14 protein-coding genes and 1 pseudogene are annotated in these 16,544 nt (G+C 68.6%); 4 read left to right on the top strand and 11 right to left on the bottom strand.

The window, feature by feature from the left end; genetic code table 11:
• Positions 1 to 97, top strand: a pseudogene (locus LJ657_RS49465) (IS5 family transposase); the annotation flags it as partial.
• Between the two features lie 113 nt (positions 98 to 210).
• On the top strand, positions 211 to 564 hold the full coding sequence (locus LJ657_RS47660; protein ID WP_232656028.1) for an alpha/beta fold hydrolase: 354 nt from the start codon (positions 211 to 213) through the stop codon (positions 562 to 564).
• 10 nt (positions 565 to 574) lie between these two features.
• Here LJ657_RS47660 and LJ657_RS47655 read toward each other — a convergent pair whose 3' ends face one another.
• From LJ657_RS47655 to LJ657_RS47610, 10 genes are all read right to left on the bottom strand, one after another.
• A complete protein-coding gene (locus LJ657_RS47655) occupies positions 575 to 1,078 on the bottom strand; it encodes a winged helix-turn-helix transcriptional regulator (protein WP_232656026.1) in 504 nt (167 codons plus the stop codon).
• Positions 1,075 to 2,133, bottom strand: a complete 1,059-nt coding sequence (locus LJ657_RS47650; RefSeq protein ID WP_232656025.1) for an LLM class flavin-dependent oxidoreductase — start codon at positions 2,131 to 2,133, stop codon at positions 1,075 to 1,077. The genes LJ657_RS47655 and LJ657_RS47650 overlap by 4 nt, the downstream gene beginning before the upstream one ends.
• Positions 2,133 to 2,639 carry an SRPBCC family protein gene (locus tag LJ657_RS47645; RefSeq protein ID WP_232656023.1) on the bottom strand — a complete coding sequence of 169 codons (507 nt, stop codon included), beginning with the start codon at positions 2,637 to 2,639 and terminating at the stop codon, positions 2,133 to 2,135. The genes LJ657_RS47650 and LJ657_RS47645 overlap by 1 nt, the downstream gene beginning before the upstream one ends.
• A gap of 367 nt (positions 2,640 to 3,006) precedes the next feature.
• The gene (locus LJ657_RS47640) at positions 3,007 to 3,414 is read right to left on the bottom strand and encodes an SRPBCC family protein (protein ID WP_308117160.1); all 408 of its coding nucleotides are present in this window, start codon (positions 3,412 to 3,414) and stop codon (positions 3,007 to 3,009) included.
• A 181-nt stretch (positions 3,415 to 3,595) separates the two neighbouring features.
• Complete coding sequence (locus LJ657_RS47635) at positions 3,596 to 5,026, bottom strand: family 43 glycosylhydrolase (protein ID WP_232656021.1); 1,431 nt, start codon at positions 5,024 to 5,026, stop codon at positions 3,596 to 3,598.
• Between the two features lie 51 nt (positions 5,027 to 5,077).
• Positions 5,078 to 7,663, bottom strand: a complete 2,586-nt coding sequence (locus LJ657_RS47630; RefSeq protein WP_232656020.1) for a family 78 glycoside hydrolase catalytic domain — start codon at positions 7,661 to 7,663, stop codon at positions 5,078 to 5,080.
• The gene (locus LJ657_RS47625) at positions 7,660 to 8,556 is read right to left on the bottom strand and encodes a carbohydrate ABC transporter permease (RefSeq protein WP_232656019.1); all 897 of its coding nucleotides are present in this window, start codon (positions 8,554 to 8,556) and stop codon (positions 7,660 to 7,662) included. Before LJ657_RS47625 ends, LJ657_RS47630 begins: the two co-directional genes overlap by 4 nt.
• Before the next feature lie 6 nt (positions 8,557 to 8,562).
• A complete protein-coding gene (locus LJ657_RS47620) occupies positions 8,563 to 9,447 on the bottom strand; it encodes a carbohydrate ABC transporter permease (protein ID WP_232656018.1) in 885 nt (294 codons plus the stop codon).
• 50 nt (positions 9,448 to 9,497) lie between these two features.
• Positions 9,498 to 10,796 carry an ABC transporter substrate-binding protein gene (locus LJ657_RS47615; RefSeq protein ID WP_232656017.1) on the bottom strand — a complete coding sequence of 433 codons (1,299 nt, stop codon included), beginning with the start codon at positions 10,794 to 10,796 and terminating at the stop codon, positions 9,498 to 9,500.
• 453 nt (positions 10,797 to 11,249) lie between these two features.
• Positions 11,250 to 12,248 carry a LacI family DNA-binding transcriptional regulator gene (locus LJ657_RS47610; protein ID WP_232656015.1) on the bottom strand — a complete coding sequence of 333 codons (999 nt, stop codon included), beginning with the start codon at positions 12,246 to 12,248 and terminating at the stop codon, positions 11,250 to 11,252.
• 488 nt (positions 12,249 to 12,736) lie between these two features.
• On the opposite strand from LJ657_RS47610, the gene LJ657_RS47605 reads away from it, so the two are divergent.
• Both LJ657_RS47605 and LJ657_RS47600 read left to right on the top strand, forming a co-directional pair.
• A complete protein-coding gene (locus LJ657_RS47605; protein ID WP_232656014.1) occupies positions 12,737 to 14,737 on the top strand; it encodes an RICIN domain-containing protein in 2,001 nt (666 codons plus the stop codon).
• A 593-nt stretch (positions 14,738 to 15,330) separates the two neighbouring features.
• Positions 15,331 to 16,365 (top strand): ArsR/SmtB family transcription factor, encoded by a 1,035-nt coding sequence (locus LJ657_RS47600; protein ID WP_232656013.1) that lies wholly within the window; start codon positions 15,331 to 15,333, stop codon positions 16,363 to 16,365.
• 55 nt (positions 16,366 to 16,420) lie between these two features.
• Here LJ657_RS47600 and LJ657_RS47595 read toward each other — a convergent pair whose 3' ends face one another.
• Positions 16,421 to 16,534, bottom strand: coding sequence for an FAD-dependent monooxygenase (locus LJ657_RS47595; protein ID WP_308117159.1), 114 nt, complete (start codon positions 16,532 to 16,534; stop codon positions 16,421 to 16,423).
• Between the last annotated feature and the right edge of the window lie 10 nt (positions 16,535 to 16,544).

Genomic DNA, 16,544 nt, shown 5'->3' with positions numbered 1-16,544 from the left:
TCTCAAGCGCCACCGGGCCGTCGCCACTCGTTACGACAAACTCGCCGTCCGCTTCGAAGCGACCGTGCTGGTCGCAGCCATTAACGAGTGGCTGTGACCAGCACTTTCGCAACAGGCCCTAGGTCCCGGCTGTAGGGAGGGAGCGGTGCGGCCGCGTCGTGTGGCGTGGGCTGGTGTGGCGGACCTGCGGTCCCGGCCCCCTTCGAGCCGGTGCCGCCCCGCAGCGCGGACGGGCAGCGGGCGGGACGGGCCTTCCTGGAACGGCTGAAGGAGCGCACCCGCAACCGCGACAAGGACATCTCCCTGCCGTCGTTCCGCGCCCAGCTCAAGGCCATCAAACGGTGGGGCCGCCAGACGCCGTCGGACCTGTCGGTCATCCGCCGACCGGTCCTGGTGGCAAACGGCGAGGACGACCGGATGGTACCCAGCCAGAACAGCCTCGACCTTGCCGCACGCCTGCCCCAGGGCCAGCTCGTCCCGCTCTACCCGGATGCCGGGCACGGCGGAATCTTCCAGTACCACAAGGAATTCGTGACCAGGGCGCTTGAATTCCTCGAATCCTGAGCCCGGTTGGCTACGAGTGCGCGAAGCGCCGCTGGACGTCGGGCCGTTGTCTGAGCTTGTCCGGGTATCCGGGACCGATCCGCGCGGACGTGTTCTCGGACCGTACGGGCTCGCCGCACGCGGAGCACACCACGTCGGGGCGGGCGTCGTGGCCGCACACGTCGTGGTGAAGGGCGATGGGAGGCCCCTCCTCGCCCGCGAGCCAACGGTCGCCCCACCGCGTGATCGCGGCGAGGACCGGAAAGAAGTCGTGCCCCTTCTCCGTCAGCAGGTATTCGTGGCGAGGCGGCTCGCTCTCGTACAGCCGCTTCTCCATCAGCCCCTCGTCCACCAGCCGCCGCAGGCGGTCGGCCAGGGTGTTGCGGGCGATGCCCAGCCCCTGCTGGAACTCCTCGAAGCGACAGCTGCCGTAGAACGCCTCCCGCAACACGAGGCACGTCCATGCGTCACCGAGCAGGTCCACGGTGCGGGCGATCGAGCAGGGCCAGTTCGCGAACGACTTGCGCGCGCTCATGACGCGCCGCCGACTTCGCGGACCAGCTCTATCGCCCTTCCCAGGGTGGCCAGCCGGGCATCCAGACTCTCACCGGCCGGGTAGAGACGGACCGTGTTCACCCCCGCGTCGCGCCACACACGCAGTCGTTCCCGCACCATGTCCTCCGTGCCGATCAGCGTCGTCGCCAGCACCATCTCGTCGGTCACCAGACCGGCCGCGCCCTCACGGTCGCCTGCCTGCCAGCGCTCTCGCACCTGAGCGGCCACCTCAGCCCAACCCTGGCGGCTGTAGGCATGGTTGTAGAAGTTGGTCGACGCCGAGCCCATCCCGCCCAGGCTGAAGGCGAGTTCCTTCTTGCGGCCGGCGACCATGGCACCGAGCGCCTCGTCGTCGGGCGCGAACGCCACCTCGGCGCCCTGGCAGACGTCGAACTCGGCGCGAGAGCGGCCGCTGCGGAGGAGCCCTTCGTCCAGCGGGGCGAAGTAGGCATCGTGCGCGCCTTCAGGAACGAAGCTCGTACCGAGCCATCCGTCCGCGATCCGCCCGGTCAGCCTGAGCATGGCGGGTGACAGCGCGGCCAGGTAGATCGGAATCCGGTGTTCGGCACGCATGGACAGACGCATGGGGACGGCCCCTCCGCCCGGCAGCGGGATCTGGAACTCGGCACCCGAGTGGGAGATCTTGCCGCCGTCCACCACCTGCCGCACGATCTCCACCGTCTCGCGGACACGCGCCAGGGGACGCGCGAACGGCACCCCGTGCAGACCCTCGATCACCTGGGGTCCTGAGGGTCCGAGGCCCAACAGGAACCGTCCGCCGGACAGGTTGGACAGGGTGATCGCCGTCTGTGCGAGGGCGACCGGGGTGCGGGTGCCGACCTGCATGACCGCGGAGCCGAGCAGCATCCGCTCGGTGCGGGCCGCGTAGTAGCCCAGCGCGGAGGGGGCGTCGGAGCCCCAGGCCTCGGCCACCCAGCAGATGTCGAGGCCCAGCTTCTCGGCCTCGACCACGAAATCGGTCTGGTCCGACCAGGCCCCGCCGCCGGCTGCCTCGACCGTGGTCGCGGTCCGCATCACGCCTCCGCCATCGTCTTGATGTGTTCGAGGGTGGCGGCCATGTTGCGCTCGAACTCCCGCATCCGTACGAAGACGATCTTCTGTTCCTTCTCCGGCATCGCGTCGATGGCGAAGGACAGCCCGGAACGACCGGGCCCCATCCTCATCCACTCCGACAACTCGGTCCCGCCGTCCTTCGGTTCGAGCCGGAAGCGCCAAACGGCGCTGGGACGGTCCGGGTCCCCCACTGCCCACGCGAAGGCGCACCCCTGCTCGTACTCGATCACGTGTGAGGTGGTCTCCCACTCCCCGAACGCGTCGTGCTTGCTACGGCCGACGAACCTGGCCCCAGGGGCAGGCCGGCCGACCCCGTCCACCCACTCGACCGACTGGAGCTCCTCGCTCATGGTCGGCATCAGGGTCACATCCGAGACCAGCTCCCAGACCCGCTCCAGCGGAGCGTCGATCCAGGTCCGCACTTCGGCTGTCGGCATGTCGGCGTACCGCGCGCCTGTCCACTCCACGATGATCCAGCCTCCTCGTCAACGGCTCCGGAGACAGAGTTGCGTAACAAGACTTAGCCCGTCAATGGGCGTGTGTACAGACCCGACGCACCACCCGGCCCCGACCCGGTCACCGGATGCGGATCCCGGCGAGCCGCCGCCTTGTGCCGCTGCTCGTCCCTCGCCGCTCTCGCGACGACCAGGAGTTGGTCGTCGCCACGCGACACGGTCGGGTCAGGGGTGAGCGGACCGGAGAGCCCTTGGCCGTCTCGATCAGGCGATGCGTCGTCCTCCTCACCGGGTGTCTCCTTCGTGAAGGTCCGCACCTGGTTCGTGACAGGCCCGCTGACGATCCCGGTCATCACGGAGGAAGGCGTGAAGACTGGCGTCACCCCCGGTGATGAAGACTGGCGTCACCCCCGGTGATGAGGTCGCGCAGCGCTTTGACACCCGCGTCTCGATCATGTGGTGGACGCACGTCGAAGCGCGCGGTCCAGCGGATGAAGGTGCGCGGTCCGTCGTTCAGCGATACGAGCTTCACCGTCAGGACGAAGTCGTCATAGGGCAGGGAGGAGTCCTTGAACCCACAGCTCATGGTCCGGTTCGCATAGTCCATGGACAGCAGTCGCTCGCGCAACGGATTGCCGTCGGCCGGCACCATGGCCCGGACGGATCCCACCGTGCTCTGGGGCGGGCCGTCCTCGACGGCGCTCTGCGTGACGGCGGCCGGGTACCACTTGGCGATGTCGCCGAAGCGGCGCAGCACCTGCCAGACGCGGTCGGCCCCGGAATCGATGACGGTGGCGTAGTCGATTGCCGGCTTGGGGGAGCCGTTGGCGTTCCAGATCGGTGTCTCGAGCCTCCGGTGCCCCTTCGGCGGCCTCCCGCTCCGTCTCGATGAGCAGAGCGCCCCCGCGCCTGGCGGTACAGCCGCGCCCCCTCCCCTGGGCCCTGCATCCAGGAAGTGTCCTGGCGTGTCAAACGACCATCCACTGCTGGTTCGTGCCGGAGGTACATGTTGCCTGGTCCAGGGCCGCGCCGTTGGCGGTCGACGCCCCGGCGACCTCCAGGCACTTGCCGCTGCCCGCGTTGGTGAGGGTGACATAGCCGCCGATGACCGCCGTCCTCGTCCACAGCTGGTGTGAGGCTCCGGTGCACGTCGACTGGACGGCCACCGCGCCGTCGGCGGTGGAGGCGCCGGAGATCTGCAGGCACTTGCCGCTGTTGACGTTGACGAGTTCGTAGTCGGAGCCGACGGCGGTGGGCACCCACTGCTGGTTGGCCCCGGAGTTGCAGTTCCCGGAGTTCACCGCCGCCCCGTCCGCCGTGCTCAGACCCCAGACGTCGGCGCACTTGGCGCTGTTCCGGTTCAGCAGGTGGTTGTTCGCGGCGCCGAGGGGACCGGCGAGGACCGGCCAGCCGTTCGCGAAGGTCACCTGGCGGATGTCGAGGGTCTCCTGGCCGGAGTTGTCGCCGTCGTAGTAGTGGTAGGCGAGGAACTTGGCGGTGCCGTCGTCGTAGGCGTCGGCACCGCCGGCGGCCACTCTGGGGTAGGCGCCGGTGAGGACGGTGGTCCCGCCGCCGGAGGCCATGTCGGTGCCGTTCTGGTCGAGATAGGGGCCGGTGATGCTGGTGGAACGGCCGACCACGGTGTAGTAGGTGCTGTTGACTCCGCTGCAGCACAGGCCCTTGGAGCCGAAGAGGTAGTAGTAGCCGCCGTTGAGGATGATCGTCGGGTTCTCGATGCCGACGGCGATGTGCCACAGGTTGTTGTCGGTGGTGGACAGCTTGCCGGTGGACTGGTCCAGGACATGCATGTAGGTGCCGCTGCCGGTCCAGGAGCCCCAGGAGATGTAGAGCCGGCCGTCGGGACCCCAGTCGACGTTCGGGTCGATCGGGTAGTTGACGTCCGTGACCATGCCCGGGTCGGTCCACGGGCCCTCGATGTTCGTGGCCGTGGCCAGGCCCATGACGGCGTAGTTGCTGCCCCACAGGGAGCCCGCGTAGTACAGGTGGTAGAGGCCGTTGAAGTACTTGATGTCCGGGGCCCAGATGTTCGGCGGGGTCGAGCCCAGTTTGGCGGTGATCCAGGACGGCGTCGACTCCCAGACGTTGCCCACCTTCGTCCAGCCGCTCGCCGCGGTGCCGCCGCAGGTCTTGCGGATGGTGATGGAGCCGCTGGGGTTGAGCGGGTCGTTCTCGAAGCCCGTGGAGAAGCCGTAATAGCAGCTGCCGACCTTGATGAGGCTCGGGTCGTGCATGCGGATGTCACCGCTGAGCGCCTGTGCGGGAGGCGCCGTGACCAGGCCGAGCACGGTCAGCAGCGCGACCACGATGGTGGCGAGGACAGAACGCCCGTGTCCTCTGCGTACGGCGGGGCGGGGCTCATCGGTGTGTCGGTGGATCACGCGAGACTCCTTTGTTTCGCTGGGGTGTCGGGGCGGTCATCTGCCGGCGGGTCAGGCAGGGCGCGTAGTGGTGGTCGTCCCGGTCGGCAGGTCGGTCACGACTCCGTCGGGCCACTCGATCCGCCCCGTCGCCCCGGTGGGCACAGTGGTCTCCACGGTGAGACCGGTTTCACCGAGCTCCCATCGGATCGCGGCTCGCCCGTACGGCGACTCGTGGGCGGCGCTCGCCCAGGTGATGCCACCGCCGGGGCGCGGGCGGAAGACGATGTCGCGGTAGCCGGGCGCACCGACGCCCAGTCCGGCGACCGTGGTGTGCAGCCACTGGGCGACGGCGCCGAGGGCGTAGTGGTTGAACGAGGTCATCTCGCCCGGGTTGACGGTGCCGTCGGGCAGCATGCTGTCCCAGCGTTCCCAGATCGTGGTGGCGTCGTGCTTGAGCGCGTACAGCCACGAGGGGCACTCCTGCTGGAGCAGCAGCGCGTAGGCCGTGTCCTCGTGGTGGGTGGAGCTCAGCGCGGGTGCCACGAGCGGCGTGCCGATGAAACCCGTCTGGATGGTGTGCCCGCCTGCCTCGACCAGTTCGGCCAGACGCCGTCCCGCCGCGGCCCGGGCCGGCGGGTCGGGCAGGAGGTCGAACCGCAGGGCGACGGCGTAGGCGGTCTGGGTGTCACTGGTCATACGGCCGCCTGGCAGCACGTAGGCGTCGGCGAACGCCCACCGGACCCGCCACGCGCGATCCTCGTAGCGGTCACGGTCGTCGTCGCGCCCCAGCACGCCGGCGGTCCACGCCACATGGCGCAGGGACCAGGCGTAGTACGCGGTGGCGATGAGGTGACGGTCGGTGCGGCCGGCGCCGGGATCCTCCGGAGGTGCGAACGGGTCGAGCCAGTCGCCGAGTTGGTAGCCGCGGTTCCACAGGCCCGAGGCGTCGGCGAGCTCCGTGATGAGGTCGACCCACCGCCGCGCGCTGTCGTACTGGGCGGCGAGGAGACCGGCGTCGCCCGAGGCCTGGTACAGATCCCACGGGGTCAGCGCCACGACGTCGCCCCAGCCGGCGCCCGGTCTGGCCGGAGTCCACTGCTCGCCGCCCGGGATCTCGGGCACGTACCAGGGGACGGTGCCGTCATCGTGCTGCTCGACCGCGACGTCGCGCAGCCAGGACGCGAGCATGCCGTGGCAGTCGTACAGGAAGGCGGCGGTGGGCGCGAAGACCTGGATGTCCCCGGTCCAGCCGAGCCGCTCGTCACGCTGCGGGCAGTCGGTGGGCAGGTCGACGAAGTTGCCGCGCAGGCTCCACACCACGTTCTCGTGCAGGCGGTTCACCTGCTCGTTGGAGCACTCGAACCAGCCGGTTCTCGCCATGTCCGTGTGGTGGACGCGGGCGACGATGTCCCGGGACGGGTCGCCGCCGCGCCAGCCGGTGATCTCGGCGTACCGGAACCCGTGGAGGGTGAAACGCGGCTCCCAGGTCTCGGTGCCGCCACCGCGCAGGGTGTACCGGTCGGTGGACACGGCGCCGCGCAGGGGGCGCACGCACAACTCGCCGTCCTGGAGGACCTCGGCGTGGCGGATGACGACCGTGTGCCCGGCTGGACCCGAGACCGTGATGCGGACCCTGCCGACGAGGTTCTGCCCGAAGTCCACCAGGAGCCGGTCGCCATCCAGCGCGGTCACCTGGACCGGAGGTATCTCCTCGGTGCAGCGCACCGGCGGGCCGGTGGGTGCGACCAGGGTCGCCGGATCCCGGTCGACGAGGTCCACCGGCGACCAGGCGTTGTCGTCGAATCCGGAACTCGACCAGCCGGGCAGTTCCTGCCGCGCGTCGTAGGTCTCCCCGTCGAGGAGCCCCGAGGAGAGGATCGGTCCCTGCCCGGCCCGCCAGGAGGTGTCGGTGCCGATGACGGTGACGGTTTTGTCGCGGTGGACGATCTCCAGCTGGGCGATGAGGGCGACCCGGTCGCCGTAGAGGTCGGCATGGCCGCCGCCGAAGCCGAGGCGCCCCCGGTACCAGCCGTCGGCCAGCCAGGCGCCGATGGCGTTGGCGCCGGCGCGCAGGTGGTCGGTGACGTCGTGGGTCTGGTAGCGCAGCCGGTGGTGGTAGCTGGTCCACCCGGGTGCGAGCGCCTGGTCGCCCACCCGCCGGCCGTTGATCTCGATCTCGTACAGGCCGTGGGCGGTGACATACAGCCGGGCGCGCTCCACCTCCGCGCCGACGACGGCGAACTCCCTGCGCAGCAGTGGTGGCCTGTGCCCGGCGGGACGCTCCGGCTCGTGCGGCGAGATCGTGTGGGCTGTCCAGTCCGCCGGTGCCAGCAGGCCCGTCTCGATCCGCAGCGGAGGGCTCCATTCGCTGACGGTCCGGTCCGCCCCCCGGACCCGCACCCGGATCTCGCAGCTCTCCCGGGACACCAGCGGCGCCAGGGGCCAGGGAACGAGCACCGAGTCCTGGGAGGTCACCCACTCCGTGGTGTACGTACCGTCGGCGCGGAGGACCTCGATCTGGTACGCGTGCTGCGTCCAGCCGGCGGGTCCGGTGGTCTTCCAGGAGATGCGCGGCGCCGGCTCGCCGATGCCGAGCGGCTCCCGGTGGTGTTCCGCGGTCGGCGCGGCCACCGTCACTGTCCGTCGGTCGCTCATCCCTTCACCGCCCCGGCGGTCAGTCCCTTGATGATGCGCTGGTTGATCAGCAGATAGAGGACGAGAGCGCCGACGACGTTGATGCTGATCGCGGCGAACAGGGGTCCGTATGCCGTCTCGCCGTACTGGCCGGTGAAGTTGAGCAGTCCGACCTGGATGGTGCGCAGGTCGTCGTCGGTGGTGAAGGTGAGGGAGATGAGCAGGTCGTTCCAGATGAAGAAGAACTGCACCAGCGCGACCGTGAACACGGCGTTGCGGACGACGGGGAACCCGATGCGCCACAAGGCGGTGAGCATGCCCGCGCCGTCGAGGGTGGCGGCCTCGAAGATCTCGCGCGGGACGGCCCGGAAGTAGGTGGCCATCATGAAGACCGTGAGCGGGAGGCCGACCGCGGTGTAGGTGATGATCAGCGGCCACATCGTCCCGGACAGCCCGCTCTGGAAGTACACGCGGAACAGGGGCAGCAGGATCATCTGGCTCGGGACCATGATGCCCAGCAGGAAGACGAGGAGGACCTGGTGGCGTCCGCGCCAGATCATCACCTCCAGGGCGAACCCCGCGGCGGTGCCCAGGACGATGATGAGCGCGAGCGAGGGCGCGGTGGCCAGGAGGCTGTTGCGGACGTAGAGGGCGACGTGCCCCGTCGTCCACGCGTCGGCGTAGTTGTGCAGGTCCCACTTGCCCGGAAGCGACCAGGCGGGGTCGTTGACGAACTCGGACTGGGTCTTGAAGGAGCTGAGCAGCAGCCACAGCAGCGGGGTCACCTCGACGACCACCAGCAGGGCGACGAGCAGGTTGCGGGTCAGGCGCCGTACGGAGCCGGGCTTGCGGACAGTGGCCGGGCGTGGGCTGGGCAGGAGTTCCCGTGGCGGTGCCGTCATCGTGTCGGTCATGGGAGTTCAGCCCTTGGTCAGGTCGCGGCGCGAGAAGCGGAAGATGATGAGGGTGACGCCGAGGCAGACGACGGTGAGCAGCGAGGCGATGGTGCTGCCGTAGCCGTAGTCGCCGTAGGAGAACGCGGTGCGGAACATGTAGAGGGTCAGCGGCGTCGTGTCGCTGCCCGGTCCGCCGTTGGTCAGGGCGAGGACCGAGTCGAACACCTTCAGCGTGCCGTTGATGCTGAACACGATCGACGACAGCAGCACCGGCGCGGACAGCGGCAGGACGATGTGCCGGATCAGCCGCCATCCGGTGGCACCGTCCAACCGCGCCGATTCGAGCGTCTCGTCGGGGATGTCGAGCAGCCCCGCGAAGATGAGGACGCCGTAGAAGCCCATGGAGCGCCATACGTCCATGACGACCAGGACCATGAAGGAGCCGCCGGCGCCGGCGAACCAGTCGCCGTGGTGGATGCCCAGCCCTTCGAGGGCGACGTTGGCCAGGCCGTTCTGCGGTGCGACGGCGAAGAGCTTCTGGAACATCAGGGCCACGGCGACCGTCGGGAGGATCACCGGGAAGAACACCAGCGTGCGGACGACCGCGGACGACCTGCGCAGGACGAAGACGTAGAGCAGCGCGAGCAGGTATCCGCACAGGACCTGCCCGATGCTGACCGCGATGGCGTACTTGAACGTGAACCGCAGGGCCGAGTGCGCCTGCGGGTCGTGCCAGAGCTTGGTGAAGTTGCCGAGCCCCCCGAAGGTGAAGCCCTCGATGACGTTGCCCTTGAAGAAGGTGTAGCCGAGGGACCAGCCCATCGGAACCAGCATCACCAGTGTGTACACCAGCAGCGCCGGGCCCAGCAGGACGGCGATGGCACGGCGGTCTCCCAGAACTGAACGCATGACGGCTCTCTCACGAAGGGGGTGGCGCGGATGAGGCGGGACAGGAGGGATCAGCCGTTGTCGAGGTCGGTCTGGACCTTCTGCATGAAGTCCTTGGCCGAGAGGGATCCTGTGACGAGCGGCGCGGCGTTGGTCTGGCTGGTCTCTGTCGCCTTCGTGTTGAACAGGGCCTCGAACCACAGGGTGCTGGTCCTGGTCTTGGTGATGGTGTCCTGGACCGTCTGCGTGAGCTGGGGCAGTGTGCCGGTGTCGCCGTTCGGCTTGAACCCGGAGACGGTGCCCTGGTCCTTGAGCGAGGCGGCGCCGTAGTTCTTGGTGATGCAGGACAGCCAGTCGCCGACCTTGGGGTTGTACGACTTGGCGGAGACGGCGACGGGGAGGCCCACGTTGGCCGGTATCTGGTCCGCGCTGCCGTTGCCGCCGGCGACGGTGGGGAACGGCATGAAGCCGACGTTGTCCGCACCGATCTTGTTCTTGGTCTTGTCGTTGAAGTCGCCGAGCTCCCAGCTGCCCATGTAGAACATCGCGGCCTTGCCGGTCAGGAACTGCTGCACCGCGGTGTCGTAGTCGATCGATCCGACGCCCTTGCCGAAGTAGCCGGCCCTGCCCAGATCGGCGACGGCCTGCGCGGCCTTCACATAGGCCGGATCGGTCAGCTTGGCCTTGCCGTCCGCCACCGCCTGCAGGGCGCCCGGGCCCAGCTCCCGGTAGAGGTAGCCGCTGACGAGACGGGTGAGGGGCCAGCCGTCCTTGCCGTCCGCCGCGAACGGGGTGATGCCGGCGCCCTTGAACTTCGCCGCGGCCGCGACCAGCTGGGCGTAGGTCGTCGGGGTGGCGATGTGATGGTCGGCGAAGAGCTTCTTGTTGAACCAGATGCCCTCGATGTTGAACTGGTAGGGCATGACGTTGAACTTGCCGTACAGGTTCTCGACGGTCTTGACGGCCGCCGGCTGCAGGTCGTTCCAGACGCCGAGGTCCTTGAGCGTCTTCTCCAGGTCGAGCACCTGCCCGGCCTTGTCCAGGGTCTTGGTCAGCTGCGGTGTGCCGCCCGCCGCGAACTGCACCGGCAGGGCGTTCTGGCCGGCGAGGAGCTGCACCTTCTGGTCGACGTTACCGATCGGCAGCGTCTGGATCTTCAGCGGCAGCGTCTTGTTCTGCGCCGCACACGAACCCTTGCCCAGGGCGGTGAGCTCCTGCTGCACGATGTGGTTGTCGTCGTTGATGGTGAGCGAGAACGCCTTGACGTCGCTGCCCGAGACGCTGCCGCCACCGCAGGCGCTCAGCAGCAGGCTCGAGGTGGCAGCGGTCGCCAGGAGGGCGATACGGCGGGTTCTGAGGGTCTTGTGCACGGGTGCTCCTCGGCACACAGAAAGCGTTGAAACGCTTCAATGGAGAGATGCCGGGAACCTATGACCCGTATCGGCGTGTGTCAAGGATCTGTCGTAGAAGTTTCCGAACCGCGTCCGAGCTTGTTCCTCGGGTACGCCACGAACGCCGAGGGCACGGTCGGCGGAGGAAGACCCACCTGGCAGATGATGAGGTGCTGCGCCCCTTCGGGCACCCCGCGGCGGGGAGGCAGGCGGGGGCCGGGAGGGCGCGCGAGAGCGAACCGCTGGTCAGCGGGGTGCGTCAACGCGGAAGACCTCAGTGGCGGACGGGGACACCGAATGCCACCGCAGCGGTCGGACGTGGACGGTTACCGCGGCGGCCGGACGCGCCCGGTCACCCCTGACGACCGACGCGGGCGGTCACTTCCGCGGGCGAATCCGGACCCTCCCTCTCCACGCGCCGGCCCCGGGCGGTCACCGCGGCGCGCTGGCGCGGACGATCAACTCCGGCTCCAGCACGACGGTGGCGTGACGGTGCTGCGCACCCGAGGCCACCTCGTCCATGAGCAGTCTGATGGCCTCCTGCCCCATCGTCCGGCCCGGCATGTCCACCGCGGTCAGGGGCACCACCGAAGCGCCCGCCGCACGGTTGTTCTCACAGCCGACGACCGCGACCCGGTCGGGCACCCGGATCCCCGCCACGGCATGCAACTGGTGGATGATGGCGTTGGCCAGCTCATCGGTGACGGCGATCAGGCCGTCCGGCAGGTCATCGGGGGCTCGCCGCGCGAGATCCTGACCGACCACATGCCCATGGGAGGAGGTCAGGCCGACGCTGTCGATCTCCTCCAGGGTGACCCCCGGACCCGCCTCCTCGACCGCCGCACGCACTCCCCTGCGCCGGTCGCGCACAGGCTGGTAGTCGTCGTGCGCGACCACGTACGCCAGCCGGGTGCGCCCGGTGTCGATGAGATGGCGGGCCGCCAGATACCCCACGTGCTCGTTGTTGACCAGCACCGAACAGCACGTACCCGGCCTCGGCGCATAGTTGAGCAGCACGACCTGACGCCCGTGCGAACGGATACGGGCGATACCGGCCGAGGAGTCCTCCATCGGCGCCAGCAGCACACCCGTCACCCGGGACTCGTCGAAGAGATCCAGATAGTCGTCCTGAAGCGTCATGTCGCACGCCGTGTTCGCCAGCAGCAGGTTCTGCCCGACCGCACGGGCGGCGTCCTGCGCACCGTGCGCCATGTCGATGAACAGGGAGTTCTCGATATCGGCGAGCACCATGCCGACACTGTTGGTCGAGCCCGACACCAACGACCGGGCCGCGTCGTTGCGCACGAACCCGAGCCGGCTGATGGCCTCGCGGACACGCTCGGCCGTCGCGGGGCTCACCTTCGCCGGATGGTTCAGGACGTTGGAAACGGTGCCGACCGAGACGCCCGCGGCGTCGGCGACGTCCTGCATGCTCGGACCGGCATTCCCCTGTACTCGCGGACGGGCGGTTGCCACAGCGCTCCTCGACCTCCGGTCTCATCAGCCCGCGACCGCAGGGCACTCACAGTGACCAGCCTGTCGTGGGCAAGCGGCAGAATACATGACGCGCGTTGAAGCGCTCCAAAGTCTAGTGCCCGGCAGCGTGCCCTCCGGCGGGGTCGGAGACAGAAGATGCCAGGCCCAGGGCACTGCCCACCCGATTGCCTCCCTCACGACCCGCAGGGACCGGCCACATCGAAGTGATCGCTCAGCGTTCACGCCGCCCCAGGGCAGCCGCACGTCCATCTGGGAAATCACGGCGGACGGTCTTGACGGCCCCGTGGCAGCGTGCGAGCCTCCCACCGCCGACCTGATTGAAACGCATCAATCAGGCAGGGGCCCTCAACCGGTCCCCGCAGCCCGCGCCGGTCTCCCCACCGGCTGCCGCTCACCTCTCAACGTCGAGGGAATCCACAGACATGCACACAAGACGAAACGCACTGGCGAAGGCCGCTGTCATCGGCGCGACCGCCGTGCTGATGGCGTGCACGACATCGGCCCCGTCCGCCGGCGCCGTGACCTACAGCGGCGGCACCATGTGGCAGCCGCCGAGCGGAGCACCGTCCTACGGCTCGCTCTACGCCCATGCCATCAGGCTCCAGCACAGCACCGACTCCAACGGCACCCTCCTCGCGTCCTTCGAGCAGTATTCGGGCAACGGCATGCCGGTGTACCGCAGCGCCGACTCCGGACACACCTGGACGCAGATCTCCACCATCAGCGACCAGGTGAACTCGTGGAACAACATCCAGCTCGAGCCCACGCTGTACGAGCTGCCGCAGGCCATCGGCTCGTTCCCGGCCGGAACGATCATCGCGGCGGGCGACTCCATCCCTGCCGACAACTCCAAGACCAAGATCGACATGTACGCCAGCACCGACCACGGCGTCACCTGGTCCTTTGTCAGCTCCATCGCCACCGGCGGCAAGGCCGTCGACACCAACGGCAACACCCCGGTGTGGGAGCCGTACTTCATGGTGGCGAACAACAAGCTGATCGCCTGGATCTCCGACCAGCGCGACCCGGCGCACGGCCAGAAGCTCGCGCACTTCACCACGACCGACGGCGTCAACTGGTCCTCGGAGGTCGACGACGTCGCCTACTCGACGTACGCCGCCCGGCCGGGCATGGCGATCGTGGCCCGGCTCGGCAACGGCAAGTACATCCTCACCTACGAGTACTGCGGCGCACCCGGCGGCGGCTGCCCCGTCTACTACAAGATCGCCGACGACCCGGAGAACTTCGGTTCGGTCACCGGCGTGCAGCTCATCACCACGGACAACAAGAAGCCGGACGGTGACCCGTACGTCACCTGGCTGCCCACCGGCGGCCCCAACGGGACGATCGTCGTGCAGGCCTACAGCGACCAGCAGCTGTACAAGAGCACCGACAACGGCGCGACCTGGGTGCGCATGTTCTCCAACACCGTCCAGGGCTACAGCCGCGGCCTGCTCCCCCTCGCCGACGGCAAGAGCCTCCTGGTCACCCGAGGCGGCGCGCTGGTCACCAACGGCACCAACAAGGTGACGTACGGCATCGACGACTACGGCGGCGGCATCTCCACCGGCGCCACCTACAAGATCCAGAACAGCCTGAGCTCCCAGGTGCTGGGGGTCCCCAACGCCAACTCCGGATCCCCGGTCGTCCAGGCGGCGGACAACGGAACCCCCGACCACAACTGGCAGTTCCTGCTCCAGAGCAACGGCTTCTACCACATCCTCAACACCTTCAGCGGCAAGTACCTCGCTGTCCCGAGCGGCTCCCTGTCGTCCGGAACCGGCGAGATCCAGTGGACGTCGACGGGAGGCGCAGAGCAGGACTGGTCCGTCGAGCCCTCCCCCGCCGGCGGCTACACCATCACCAACCGGCGCAGCGACCTGGCGCTGACCATGGCGACCGACGCGAACGGCCAGACCTCGACGAACGAACAGGTCACCCAGGCACCGCTCACCTCGGCCGCGAACCAGCGGTGGAACCTCCTCCAGACGGCAGCCCCGGACTTCACCACCGGCCAGTTCACACTGTCCAACGCCAACAGCGGACAGTACGCCGAAGTGGTCGGAAGTGTCAGCGGGACGCAGGCGGACCAGTACCGCAACGTCAACCATCCCGACCAGTACTGGACGTTCACACAGGTCGGCTCCTACTACACGATCACCAACGTGTCCACGGGCGACTACCTGGACTCGGCAGGGGGCACCACGAGCGGCAGCCCCGTCGTCGAGAACCCGGCCTCCGGCTCGACCGCCCAGCAATGGTCCCTGGTCGACTCCGGTAACGGCAAGTACCAGGTCGTGAACCGCGCCAGCGGACTGAGCCTGGCGGTCGCGGGCGCCTCCACCGACAACGGAGCACCGCTGGACCAGGAAACCGTCTCCACCGCACCCGCGCGCCTGTGGACGATCGCGAAGATCAACTGACTCCGTACGCCCCCTTGCCCCTGGAAGCACAAAAAGGGAAGCCGGGTTTGCACGGGCAAGGGCCACGGCTGCATGCCGGCCAGTTGCCAAGCGGGCGGGCAGATCCGGCTTTTTCGGTGTACAGCATCCAAGTGGCGGCCCAGCAGGAAGGCCGCCCGCCGCCGCGGGCCCCGGCACCGACAGCCGGGCCGGGAGAGCTGGTGGCCCTGATGGCCGCGATGCAGGAGTCCGTCAGGCAAGGCCCGGACTTCACGCGGCGAGACGGACACCTCCAAGGCGCCGGCCACGCCCATGCTCAGCCCGGTGGAGTACGAACTCCGCACCCCGCCGGCAGCGTGAACCAAGCAACTCGACTCCACCCAACTCGGGACAGTGCGGAGCCTCCACCGATCCCGGAGCGGTTCAGATCGGAACCTTGCGAAAACCTTGTTTTGCTGGTCCGCGTGAGTCGGCCGACGCGGCCGCATCCCGTGCACGGGATGGGTCCGAGTGACTTCGGGGAAAGCACCTGCCCAAAAGAAGCCTGGACCGCGCTGAGGAAGGCGGGCAACGTCTTCCCACACGGGTGGGAACACAGAGGTGGAGGCAGCTACATGCTCCGGATCCATTTCACCGGCGACGATCTGGCGCGCATCCAGTTGGCGCCGGGAGCTGATCCGTTGTGGGAGGCGCTGCTCAGCTTGTACCGGTTACGGCATCCGAGCGGGGCCGTGTACTTCGGGGACTGGCGCCGGTCCGTCGCTCCCCGACTGGGTCCCTCAGTCCAGGTACTGACCGCGCTGGCTCCGCCGACCGGTTACGCCGTGGACTTCCTCACCCCCGCCGGCGCCGGATTGTCGCTGGCCGGGGGCACGGAGGCGCTATTAGGTACGTCGCGTACGCGGTTGCGCAACGACTTGGAGGAACTGGCGCGCCGGCACCCCGACCGGGCGCGGCCAGGTTGGACTCAGGCCCTGGCGGACGGCGATCCGACTGCACTCATGCTCGTGACGGATGCCGTCACCGGGTATTTCGCGGCAGCCCTGGATCCTGTCTGGCCGCAAGTTCGGCGCGAGGTGGCGCGGGACCTCGACTGGCGGTCGCGGCAGCTCGACACGGCCGGGTGGGAGGCTGTGCTGGGTACCCTGCACCCATCCGCAACTTGGAGCTACCCGGTCCTCGAACTTGCCTTTCCCGCCGATCACGACATCCATCTCGGCGGGCGTGGGCTGACACTGCAGCCGTCCTTCTTCTGTTGGGGCGCGCCAACGACTCTGCTGGACACGGGACTTCCTCCCGTAGTGGTCTATCCAGTGGAACGCAGCCTCGACTGGCTGGCCCCCCACCGCGCCCCCCACCGCCAAGCCGTCGCCGCCCTGCTGGGGAAAACGCGGGCCCGGGTACTTGAGGTCGTTGCTGTCACCCCGTGCACTACGTCGCAACTGGCCGAGCGGGCCAGAGTGCCAATTCAGACCGCCAGTCATCAGGCCACCGTGTTGCGCGAAGCGAAGCTGGTCCACAGCCGACGCCAGCGGAATACAGTGATTCACACGGTCACCGCCTTGGGGATGGCCGTTCTCCAGGGAGAAACGAGTGGAGTTCCGTTGCCGACCTCGTCGATCACTACGCCCAGGCGCTCCACGAGCTGATCGACGAGAAGGTCCACGTTCAGGCCGACGAGGACGGCTTGGCGTCGCGGAGCACCTACCCGCCCGTGGGCGGGATCTGGTGGGCGGCGTCGCCGGCGAGCAGCACCCGGCCCTCGGCGAAACGCTCGGCCACCAGCTCGGCCATGTCCCACGGGAAACGGGAGCGCACGGTGACCTCG

The organism is Streptomyces guryensis, from assembly GCF_021261325.1.
Lineage (GTDB): Bacteria > Actinomycetota > Actinomycetes > Streptomycetales > Streptomycetaceae > Streptomyces > Streptomyces guryensis.
The sequence above is the reverse complement of the archived record's forward strand: the minus strand, read 5'-3'. Positions and strand labels throughout refer to the sequence as shown.